Here is a 10,678-nt window from a genome sequence, read left to right as displayed (position 1 = left end):
CCGTCCGTGTCGGTGGGGCGCGCCCGATCGCTACGCGCTCCCCACCTCTCAGCGTCCGACCACCGTCTGTGGCTGGACATAGGCCGCCCACGAACACGGTCCATTTCCCGACCTGCGTCCGACGACCGTCCTGGGCCGGACATAGGCCGCCCACGCCCCTGGGGCAATGCGCAGTGACCGCGACCGGCGGCCGTCAGGGGTGCATGAACGCGGCGAAGGGGAATCGGTCGCGTTCAGAACGCGAGCACAAGCAGCACCGTCACCGTGCCGCTTGTGAGAAGCGACCCCAGCACGGTGAACAGCAGGTGGACGACCCTCCCGTCCATGCCTTCGATGAAGAACCGGTCCGGCTTTTCCGGGTCGTATCGGACCTTGACGGTGGCTCCCAGGCGAAAGGCCTTGGGAACCGTTCCCTGACCGAACCTGGATGTGTGCTCGCAAGCGCTCCCATCGCTGGACGTCCATCTCGCGACCGGGTGGTAAATCGTGCCGCCCTCACTGCCCTCGCTGGCTGCATGTCGAACGATTCGACCGACGGCCGTGACGCCTTTGCGACGCAGCGAACTCAGACGGCGCAGGCCGGACACACCGAAAGCGAGGAAGACTATGCCGAGCGTCAGGGGGATAAGGGAGAAAAGCCATTCACGTCCCATGATCCATGCGACGCAAGCGCCGGGGTGTCGGTTGCGGCCTCGACCGGGCTCGTACAGCGACTATTCGGTCGTAGATGCAGGTCAGGGCGTATGGGCGACCCAAAAGGCCGACCGTTTGCACCAATTGCCCCTATTTGATGGCGGGTCTCTGGAGAGATGTACGCGCTGACCCGGTTCTACGACGGCTTGGCCGAGCTGTCGGCCGTCCGCCCCTCGCGTCGCCTCTCGTCAGCCCCTGACGGCCGCCGGTCGCGGTCACCGAGAAGCACCCAAGGGGGATGGCGGCCTATGTCCGGCCCCGGTCAGCCTTCAGCCGCCTCCCATCGGAAGCGCTTGCGGGGCGTGGGCGGCCTATGTCCGGCCACAGACGGTCGTCGGACGCTCAGAGGTGAGGAGCGCGTAGCGATCGGGCGCGTGCCGGGGCCCCCGGGTGGGCTTGCCGTGGGGCCGTCTCGGGACCGCGCTCACCGGAGCAGGGTCGGGGGTCTGTGATCGCCCCGCCCCTCTGACCCTGGACCGGCTCGTTCTTTTGGGGGCTTCTCGGCAGTCTTTCGTTTCTCCGGGGCGGGACGGTCGGTCAAGGGTGGCCGAAGGCCATCGCGAAGCGACGCGACCGCAGGGAGCGCCCTTGAGGGACCGGCCCGACCCGGAGGGACGATGGGACTGACGGGAAACCCCCATACCCACCCCTGATGCCGCCCGACAGGCTCCCGCCCCCCGAAGCCCCCGCCCCGACCCGCCCCTCACGCCTCCGGTGCCGGCATATGGTCCAGCCTGCGCAGGATCACGCCCTCGCGGAGGGCCCATGGGCAGATCTCCAGTTCCTCCACTCCGAAGAGGTCCATCGTGCCCTCCGCGACCAGCGCTCCGGCCAGGAGCTGGTTCGCGCGGCCCTCCGAGACGCCCGGGAGGGCGGAGCGCTGGGCCGTGGTCATCGCCGCCAGGCGCGGGACCCATTCCTCCAGGGACTTGCGGCTCAGGTCCCGCTGCACGTACAGGCCGTCCGCCGAGCGGGCCGCGCCCGCGATGCGGGCCAGCTGCTTGAAGGTCTTCGAGGTCGCCACCACGTGGTCCGGCGCCCCGAAGCGGCTGAACTCGCGGACCGTGCGGGCGATCTCCGCCCGCACGTGTCGCCGTAGCGCCCGGATGTCCAGCGCGTCCGGCGGGTCGCCCGGGAGCCAGCCCGCGGTGAGGCGCCCCGCGCCCAGCGGGAGGGAGACGGCCGCGTCCGGGTCCTCGTCGATGCCGTACGCGATCTCCAGCGAGCCGCCGCCGATGTCCAGGACCAGCAGCTTCCCGGCGGACCAGCCGAACCAGCGGCGCGCCGCGAGGAAGGTGAGGCGGGCCTCGTCCTCGCCGCTGAGCACCGGCAGGTCGACGCCGGTCTCGGCCCTGACCCGCGCGAGGACCTCGTCCGCGTTCGTGGCCTCGCGTACGGCGCTGGTCGCGAAGGGGAGGACGTCCTCGCACCCCTTGTCCTCGGCGGCCTGGACCGCGTCGCCGATCACCGAGACGAGACGCTCGACACCCTCGGGCGTGACGGCGCCGCGCTCGTCGAGCAGCTCCGCCAGCCTCATCTCCACCTTGTGCGAGTGCGCCGGCTGCGGGCGCGCGCCGGGGTGCGCGTCCACCACCAGCAGATGGACCGTATTCGAACCCACATCCAGCACACCGAGTCTCATAGGGGGAAACGCTACTGCGAGGAAGACCCGGGGGTTGAGTAAGGGGCGCATAGGCTTGGCTTTGTGCCAAATACGAAGAAGGCCAACAAGACCCGGTCGCAGAAGGACACGGGCAAGGACACCGGCAAGGGCAAGGCCAAGGCCGACGCCAAGAACGGTAAGGACAAAGCCGTGGTCGCTGCCGACGAGAAGGGGCTCGACTTCCCCCGGGCCTGGGTGGAGTTCCCCGACCCCGCGGACGACGAGCAGGTCTTCCGTTGTGACCTGACCTGGTTGACCTCCCGCTGGACCTGCATCTTCGGCAGCGGCTGCCAGGGCATCCAGGCGGGTCGGGCCGACGACGGCTGCTGCACGCTCGGCGCGCACTTCTCGGACGAGGACGACGAGAAGCGCGTCGCGCGGCACGTGGCCCGGCTGACGCCGGAGCTGTGGCAGTTCCACGACGTCGGCAGCGAGAGCGGGTGGACGCAGAACGACGACGACGGGGAGAAGCAGACCCGGCGCTGGGACGGCGCGTGCATCTTCCTGAACCGGCCGGGGTTCGCCGCCGGGGCCGGTTGCTCGCTCCACATCCTCGCGGTGAAGGAGGGCCGGGAGCCGCTGGAGACCAAGCCGGACGTCTGCTGGCAGCTGCCGATCCGTCGGACGTACGAGTGGATCGACCGGCCGGACGACACGCGCGTGCTCCAGGTGTCGATCGGCGAGTACGACCGTCGCGGCTGGGGTCCGGGCGGCCACGATCTGCACTGGTGGTGCACGTCGGCCACCTCCGCGCACGGGGCCGGCGAGCCGGTGTACGTGTCGTACCGCCCCGAGCTGACGGAGCTGATGGGCAAGGAGGCCTACGACGAGCTGGTGAAGCTGTGCGAGGCCCGGCTGGCCTCGCTGCTGCCGATGGCCCCGCACCCCGCGGATCCTGCCTGACCGCGGGCGACCTCAGGGGCCGGGTGACACCGACGGGGCCGGGTCCGGGGCGGGGGAAACCGTTCCGCCTGAGCCTTCCGTCGGGGTCGGCTCGGGCGTCGGGGACGGCGGTGGGATCGTGGGCTCCGTCGGGGTCGGTGTCGGGGACGGTGGTGTCGGGTCCGGCGAGGGCGTCTGTGTCGCGGGCTGTGTCGGGTCCGGAGTGGGCGGGGGCGTCGCCGCGGGGCGGCCGCGGCCTTGGATGGAGACCACCGCGCCGCTCGGGTCGACGCCGACCCGGGCCCTCCAGGCGCCGACGGGTTGGCCCTCGGGGTCCACGGCGATCCGTAGGGTGACCGATTCTCCTGGGGCGAGCGTGCCCGCGGTCCGGCTCGCGCGCAGCCAGGGGGCGTCGGACCAGAGCCGCCAGTCGACAGGGGCGCCGCCGGTGGCGGTGAGGGTGAGCAGGGTGACGGCGCCCTGGGCGGACGCGGCCACGGTGAGGCGGCCCTGGTCGCCGGTCTGGTCGGGGGTCGCGGGCGGGCCGTTGCTGATGACCTCGACGGAGACGTCGGAGGTGGTGTCGCTCTGGGCGAAGCCGGTGCCGCTGGTGGCGGCGGCGTTGCCGGTGTTCTCGTAGGCGGTCAGCGGGCGGCCGTCGGTCCGTGCGGTCGGGAGTTCGGACTCGCTGGAGGAGATGCGGGTGGAGTCTCCGACGGCGGGCTCGCCGGTGTCGGGACCGCCGCGGTACGCCGCCCACAGGGCCAGGACCGGTGCGGCGACGACGGTGGCGACGACGGTGGTGGTCACCACGCGGGCGCGTAGCCGGTCGCGGCGGGCCACGCGGTCCTTGGGGTCCATGGGGAAGCCGGTGCGGTCGAAGCGTGGGGCGGGTCCGCGGCCACGGCCCCGGCCGGAGCGGAGCATCGCGGCGTGGACGGCGGTGCGGGGGGCCGGTACGAGGGGGAGCGCGGCGGTGTTGAGGCCGCCGGAGCCGGGCCAGGGGCCGGCGGCGCCCACGCGTTCGGCGACGCGGCGGCATCGGGGGCAGTCGTCGACGTGGCGGACGAGCTCGGCACGCAGGGTGCTGGAGAGCAGGACGTTGCCGTCACCCTCGTCGCCGGTGAGCCGGGAGACGCTGGGACAGTTGCCGGTCTCGACGACGGCGAGGGCGGCGCGGGTGCGTTCGACCTCGCAGGCGGCGCCGGAGAGCAGCTCGCGGGCGGTGGCCGCGGGGGTGCCGAGGACGGCGGCGAGTTCGGGGACGCCGAGGCGGTGGCGGACGGCGAGTTCGAGGGCTTCGCGTTGCTCGGGTGTGGTGCCGGCGGCTTCGGGCCAGGCGAGCCGGGCCAGCTCGGTACGGCGGTAGGCGCTCACGTCAAGGGGCCGGTGGGCGTCCTGGCCTCGGTCGGGTTGCGTGTCACCACCCGGCGCACGGTCGTGCGGGGTGTGCTCCGGCGCACGCCGGGCGGAATGCGCGCCCTGCCGTGCGCGCCGCTGCTCGGCCAGCCGGTGCAGGCAGCCCCAGCGGGCGAGGGCGTAGAGCCAGGCGCGCCGGTCCCCTTCGTCGGGGCAGCGGCCGGGATGCCGCTCGGCCACGGCGAGGACGTCCCCGAGCACGTCGGTCGCGGTGTCGTGGTCGCACAGGACCGACAGGCAGTACGTGAACAGGCCGTCCAGGTAGGGCTCGTGCCGGAACGGCGGCGGCTGCTCGGCCTCGTGGGGCATGCGCCCGTGCGCCCGGTGTGCGCCGGTGCGCGCTGAGGAGTGTGCCTGGTTGCTGCTGTTCACCTGGCGACCGTAGGCGGCGTGCCGGTGACGCCCTGGAAGCCTTCGCCACTTTTAGCCCTTACGGGTGAACAGATCGGTGAGGCGCTGACGCAGGCCCTGACGCGGTCGGACCGGTGGGCTCGTGAGGCCGGCGGGTCCTGTGCGCACCTCGCGCAGCAGGGCGCCGTCCTCCCCGTAGAACTCCACGGAGAAGGGGAGGCCGCGCGCGGACAGCACGGCGGTGAGCGCGTCGAGCCGGCCGGCGTCCGCCTGGCCGTGGAGGAGGACGCCGTCGTCGGCCGGTTCGATCTCCAGCCGGGCCAGCGGGCTCTCCACCTCGTACCCCTCCCAGGAGGAGGAACGCGAACTCCAGCCCGCGCGGACGAGGAACGCGGCGAGGTCCACGGCGGAGCCGCGGCCGGGGAAACGCCCGGCCACGTCCGCGACGGTCGCTCCGGTCGTGTCGGTGTCGAAGGGGGATCCCTCGTCGGACAGGTCCACGGGGCCACCCTCGCAGCACGCCAGCCGCGCCCCGCAACCGGCACCCCGGTCCGGCTTGTCGGTGCGGGCGGCTACCGTGAACGGCATGGCTGCCCGCACCGCTCGTTCATCCGCCAAGGACCGGCCGTCCTACCGTTGCACCGACTGCGGTTGGACGACCGCGAAGTGGCTCGGTCGCTGTCCGGAATGCCAGGCCTGGGGCACCGTCGAGGAGATGGGCGCGCCCGCGGTGCGGACCACCGCCGCCGGCCGGGTCTCCACCGCCGCCCTGCCGATCGCGCAGGTCGACGGCCGGACGGCGACCGCCCGCAGCACCGGGGTGGACGAGCTGGACCGTGTCCTCGGTGGCGGGCTCGTGCCCGGCGCCGTCGTCCTGCTCGCCGGCGAGCCCGGCGTCGGCAAGTCGACGCTGCTGCTGGACGTGGCGGCGAAGGCGTCCAGTGACGAGCACCGGACGCTGTACGTGACGGGCGAGGAGTCGGCGAGCCAGGTGCGCCTGCGGGCCGACCGGATCAACGCCCTCAGTGATCACCTCTATCTCGCCGCCGAGACCGACCTGTCCGCCGTGCTCGGGCATCTCGACGCCGTGAAGCCCTCCCTTCTGATCCTGGACTCCGTACAGACCGTCGCCTCCCCCGAGATCGACGGGGCGCCCGGCGGCATGGCCCAGGTGCGGGAGGTGGCCGGGGCGCTGATCCGGGCCTCCAAGGAGCGCGGCATGGCCACCCTCCTCGTCGGCCACGTGACCAAGGACGGGGCCATCGCCGGTCCGCGTCTGCTGGAGCACCTGGTGGACGTGGTGCTGAGCTTCGAGGGCGACCGGCACGCCCGGCTGCGGTTGGTGCGCGGCATCAAGAACCGGTACGGGGCCACCGACGAGGTCGGCTGCTTCGAGCTGCACGACGAGGGGATCACCGGGCTCGCCGACCCGAGCGGGCTGTTCCTGACCCGGCGGGCCGAGGCCGTTCCGGGCACCTGCCTGACGGTGACTCTGGAGGGGAAGCGTCCGCTGGTAGCCGAGGTGCAGGCGCTGACCGTGGACTCGCAGATCCCCTCCCCCCGGCGGACGACCTCGGGCCTGGAGACCTCGCGCGTGTCGATGATGCTGGCCGTGCTGGAGCAGCGCGGCCGGATCACCGCGCTCGGCAAGCGCGACATCTACAGCGCCACCGTGGGCGGGGTGAAGCTCACCGAGCCGGCCGCCGACCTGGCGATCGCGCTCGCGCTGGCCTCCGCCGCCAGCGACGTCCCGCTGCCGAAGAACCTCGTCGCGATCGGTGAGGTCGGTCTGGCCGGAGAGGTGCGGCGGGTGACCGGCGTGCAGCGGCGGCTCGCGGAGGCGCATCGGCTGGGGTTCACGCACGCGCTGGTCCCGGCGGATCCGGGCAAGGTGCCGGCCGGGATGAAGGTCATCGAGGTGGCCGACATGGGCGACGCGCTACGGGTGTTGCCGCGCGGCCGCTCCCGTACGCCCGCCAGGGAGGGGTCCGGGCAGTAGCCGACCCGGGGGGACGATCCCCCTGGTCAGGGGGTCCGTCAGGGGGTCCGGGAGGGGCCCGCCCGGGCCCTACCTGGCCAAGCCACGGCGGGGCCGCGGCGCGCGCCGGTAGACTTTGTGCTGGTCCGCCCGGCCGTACGCACGTCCTCGTGCCCGCGGCGCTGGGCGGCGCAACCCGCGACCGGAGGAGTGCAGTGGCAGCCAAGGACGGGGCAGCAGCATCCGGGAAGTCGGGCGCGAGCTCCAAGCAGGAGGCCATGATGCGCGCCTCGCTGAGCGCGGTCGCACCTGGTCAGCCGCTGCGTGACGGCTTGGAACGGATCGTCCGCGGCAACACCGGCGGGCTGATCGTCCTCGGTATGGACAAGAGCGTCGAGGCGATGTGCACCGGCGGCTTCGTCCTGGACGTGGAGTTCACCGCGACCCGGTTGCGCGAGCTGTGCAAGCTCGACGGCGCGCTCATCCTCGACAAGGACATCACCAAGATCCTGCGGGCCGGTGTGCAGCTGGTGCCGGACGCGTCGATCCCGACGGAGGAGACCGGTACGCGGCACCGTACGGCGGACCGCGTCTCCAAGCAGTGCGGCTTCCCGGTGGTGTCGGTGTCGCAGTCGATGCGGCTGATCGCGCTGTACGTGGACGGGGAGCGGCGGGTCCTGGAGGAGTCCGGGGCGATCCTGTCGCGGGCGAACCAGGCGCTCGCCACGCTGGAGCGGTACAAGCTGCGCCTCGACGAGGTCGCGGGCACGCTGTCGGCGCTGGAGATCGAGGACCTGGTCACGGTCCGCGATGTGACGGCGGTCGCGCAGCGGCTGGAAATGGTCCGCCGGATCGCGACCGAGATCGCCGAGTACGTGGTCGAACTGGGCACGGACGGGCGACTGCTGTCGCTGCAGCTCGACGAGCTGACGGTCGGGATCGAGCAGGAGCGGGAGCTGGTCATCCGGGACTACGTGCCGGAGCCTACGGCGAAGCGGTCCCGCACGGTGGACGAGGCGCTGGCGGAGCTGGACGCGCTGACGCATCCGGAGCTGCTGGAGCTGGCGATCGTGGCGCGGGCACTGGGGTACACGGGCTCGCCGGAGACGCTGGACTCGGCGGTGTCGCCGCGCGGGTACCGGCTGCTGGCGAAGGTGCCGCGGCTGCCGGGCGCGATCATCGAGCGGCTGGTGGAGCACTTCGGCGGGCTGCAGAAGCTGCTGGCGGCTTCCGTGGACGACCTCCAGGCCGTGGACGGTGTGGGCGAGGCCCGCGCTCGGAGCGTGCGCGAGGGCCTGTCCCGGCTGGCCGAGTCGTCGATCCTGGAGCGGTACGTCTAGCCTGCGGCTCTGCTCGGCCGATCGGTGGGGCTGCCCTGTCCGTTCGGCGTGCGCGCCGCGCCGGGGCTCCGCCCCGCACCCCGCGCCTCGAACGCCGGCGGGGCTGAGAGTGCTGCTCGGCGCTGCCGGCGGACCCCCGCTTCGAACGCCGGCGGGGCTGAGAGTGCTGGGAGTGCCGCTGGGAGTTCCCGGTCAGTCCTGCTTGAGGACGAATGAGGTGCGGGCCACCGGCATGCCCGGGGCCTTGACCTCGACCACGTAGGTGTCGGGAGCCGCGGACCCCGCCGGAGGCGTCTGGCACTGGTCGGCCGCGCTGAACCTGCGGTCCCAGTCCAGCGACTGCTTCGTCTCGCCCTGTGCCGGGAGTCGGAAGAAGGCGTTGCCCGCGCCCGCCGGGCAGTCCGCCGAGGACCAGACGGCCTTGCTGCTGCTCGCCTGAAGGATGGTCAGGACGGCCTGCTTCGGGCCGAGGTCGATCTTGCAGGTGGTTCCGGAGGTGTTGCGGGCGACCAGTTCGAGGCGCGGCTTCTCGTTCGCCTCGTACTCGTTCTTCACGCTCTTGACCTCCCACTGCAGCGAGCCCGGCGCGCAGGTGGGGAGCGCGGAGTCCGCCGGGACGGGAGCGGGGCCGCCCGCGGCGCCGCCGGAGCCGGATCCCGCGCCGCCGTTCGAGCCCGTACCGCCTCCCGGTTCGCCGTTCTTGCCCGCGCCGCCCGTGGAGCCGCCCGTGGAGCCGGTGTTACCGCCGCTGCCCGATTCGGGGCGTCCGCCGGGGGCCGCGCTGATCGCGGGGCCGGTGCCGGCCGGGCCCGGGGTGATCGAGGTGACGGGGTCGGGGCCGCCCTGGCCCTTTCCGTTCGTACTCGTCCTGCCCCCACCGGAACTGACGGTCCATACGGCGAGGAGCGCGAGGAGCGCGACAACGGAAGCCAGCACAGCCCTCCGTCGCCAGTAGATGGAGGAGGGGAGCGGCCCGACCGGATTGCGCAGAGATCCCACGGACGGAACTTTACGAGAGTTCGCGGCCCGATCGGTGCCCCACATGCCGCGCGGAGGTTTTGATTTGCCGATGATCATCCTGCGGGCGCAATCGAGGGGCCGAGATCCGGCCAAAAGGTCGATGCGGAGATCAATCCGCTGTGCGTACGTTCGGTGACCCGGGGTCCGGCTTCGGGTCGTTCCCCAGCAACCACGCCGGGCTTCGCGGGTGCCGCCGCCGTGGCGCCGGATCCCCGGCCGTCGTCCGGTTCGTCGGTAGCGGTCCGGCGCGCCGAGGGAGGCGAAACGTGCCAGGATGCGGTCTGCCATGACTGCATCTCCCACTTCCTCCACGGCCGTGTCCCCCGACTCCTCGCACGCGCTGCACTCCCCCGTGATCGCGTGGTTCGACGAGCACGCCCGCGACCTGCCCTGGCGCCGCCCCGAGGCCGGCCCCTGGGGGGTCATGGTCAGCGAGTTCATGCTCCAGCAGACGCCCGTCAACCGGGTCCTGCCGGTCTACGAGCAGTGGCTGGCCCGGTGGCCCCGCCCCGCGGACCTGGCCGCCGAGGCCCCCGGCGAGGCCGTACGGGCCTGGGGTCGGCTCGGCTACCCGCGCCGTGCGTTGCGGCTGCACGGCGCGGCCGTCGCCATAACGGACCGGCACGGGGGCGACGTACCGCAGGAGCACGCGCAGCTGCTGGCTCTGCCCGGGATCGGCGAGTACACGGCGGCGGCCGTGGCCTCCTTCGCGTACGGGCAGCGGCACGCCGTCCTCGACACGAACGTCCGCCGGGTCTTCGCGCGCACCGCGACCGGGGTCGAGTACCCGCCGAACGCGACGACCGCCGCCGAGCGGCGCCTCGCCCGGACCCTGCTGCCGGAGGACGAGGGCACGGCGGCCCGCTGGGCGGCTGCCTCGATGGAGCTCGGCGCGCTGGTGTGCACCGCCAAGAACCCCGACTGCGCGCGCTGCCCGGTGGCCGGGCTGTGCGCGTGGCGGCTCGCCGGGAAGCCCGCGCACGAGGGTCCGCCGCGGCGCGGGCAGACGTACGCCGGGACCGACCGGCAGGTGCGGGGCAAGCTCCTCGCGGTGCTCCGGGACGCGGTGGGCGCGGTTCCGCAGGCCGTGCTCGACATGGTCTGGGACGAGCCCGTGCAGCGGGCCCGGGCGCTCGACGGGTTGGTCTCCGACGGTCTGGTGGAGCCGCTGGACGGAGGCTTCTACCGGCTCCCGCAGGGCGTTCCGCGGACCTGACCGAAGCTGACTCGGACATTCCGCTTCCTGCCGGAAACCCCCAGCTCACGAGGGCTGTTACACAACCTATGGGTGTCCGTGCGTCCACCGAAGGCTGGCTCGCACAGGCCCGTGAC

The 10,678-nt window shown here is 72.9% G+C and carries 9 protein-coding genes; 4 read left to right on the top strand and 5 right to left on the bottom strand.

All coding sequences use genetic code 11. The features are described 5' to 3' along the window. Positions 1-233: 233 nt before the first annotated feature. Together ACGFYY_RS22745 and ACGFYY_RS22740 are read right to left on the bottom strand one after the other, a co-directional pair. Positions 234-653: a DUF3592 domain-containing protein gene (locus ACGFYY_RS22745; protein ID WP_393711781.1), complete on the bottom strand. Its 420-nt coding sequence runs from the start codon at positions 651-653 to the stop codon at positions 234-236. A 743-nt stretch (positions 654-1,396) separates the two neighbouring features. Next, on the bottom strand, positions 1,397-2,335 hold the full coding sequence (locus tag ACGFYY_RS22740) for a Ppx/GppA family phosphatase (protein ID WP_393711779.1): 939 nt from the start codon (positions 2,333-2,335) through the stop codon (positions 1,397-1,399). 171 nt (positions 2,336-2,506) lie between these two features. On the opposite strand from ACGFYY_RS22740, the gene ACGFYY_RS22735 reads away from it, so the two are divergent. Continuing rightward, the gene (locus tag ACGFYY_RS22735; RefSeq protein ID WP_365271172.1) at positions 2,507-3,259 is read left to right on the top strand and encodes a hypothetical protein; all 753 of its coding nucleotides are present in this window, start codon (positions 2,507-2,509) and stop codon (positions 3,257-3,259) included. 12 nt (positions 3,260-3,271) lie between these two features. On the opposite strand, the gene ACGFYY_RS22730 is transcribed toward ACGFYY_RS22735, so the two are convergent. Together ACGFYY_RS22730 and ACGFYY_RS22725 are read right to left on the bottom strand one after the other, a co-directional pair. Continuing rightward, on the bottom strand, positions 3,272-5,029 hold the full coding sequence (locus tag ACGFYY_RS22730) for a hypothetical protein (RefSeq protein ID WP_393711777.1): 1,758 nt from the start codon (positions 5,027-5,029) through the stop codon (positions 3,272-3,274). A 51-nt stretch (positions 5,030-5,080) separates the two neighbouring features. Further along, positions 5,081-5,596, bottom strand: a complete 516-nt coding sequence (locus tag ACGFYY_RS22725; protein ID WP_393711775.1) for a hypothetical protein — start codon at positions 5,594-5,596, stop codon at positions 5,081-5,083. Between ACGFYY_RS22725 and radA the strand changes: the two genes are divergently transcribed. Then, positions 5,595-7,007, top strand: coding sequence for a DNA repair protein RadA (gene radA, locus ACGFYY_RS22720; protein ID WP_393711773.1), 1,413 nt, complete (start codon positions 5,595-5,597; stop codon positions 7,005-7,007). The genes ACGFYY_RS22725 and radA overlap by 2 nt on opposite strands. A gap of 194 nt (positions 7,008-7,201) precedes the next feature. Continuing rightward, positions 7,202-8,326 carry a DNA integrity scanning diadenylate cyclase DisA gene (disA, locus tag ACGFYY_RS22715; RefSeq protein WP_030727101.1) on the top strand — a complete coding sequence of 375 codons (1,125 nt, stop codon included), beginning with the start codon at positions 7,202-7,204 and terminating at the stop codon, positions 8,324-8,326. Positions 8,327-8,518: 192 nt separating this feature from the next. Here the strand turns inward: disA and ACGFYY_RS22710 are convergent, their stop codons facing one another. Next, complete coding sequence (locus ACGFYY_RS22710; RefSeq protein ID WP_365271103.1) at positions 8,519-9,262, bottom strand: hypothetical protein; 744 nt, start codon at positions 9,260-9,262, stop codon at positions 8,519-8,521. 370 nt (positions 9,263-9,632) lie between these two features. On the opposite strand from ACGFYY_RS22710, the gene ACGFYY_RS22705 reads away from it, so the two are divergent. Further along, a complete protein-coding gene (locus ACGFYY_RS22705; protein ID WP_365271106.1) occupies positions 9,633-10,562 on the top strand; it encodes an A/G-specific adenine glycosylase in 930 nt (309 codons plus the stop codon). Positions 10,563-10,678: the final 116 nt, after the last annotated feature.

This window comes from Streptomyces sp. NPDC048331 (assembly GCF_043201215.1).
Lineage (GTDB): Bacteria > Actinomycetota > Actinomycetes > Streptomycetales > Streptomycetaceae > Streptomyces.
Note: the sequence above shows the minus strand (reverse complement) of the source record. Positions and strands in the feature narration are given on the sequence as shown.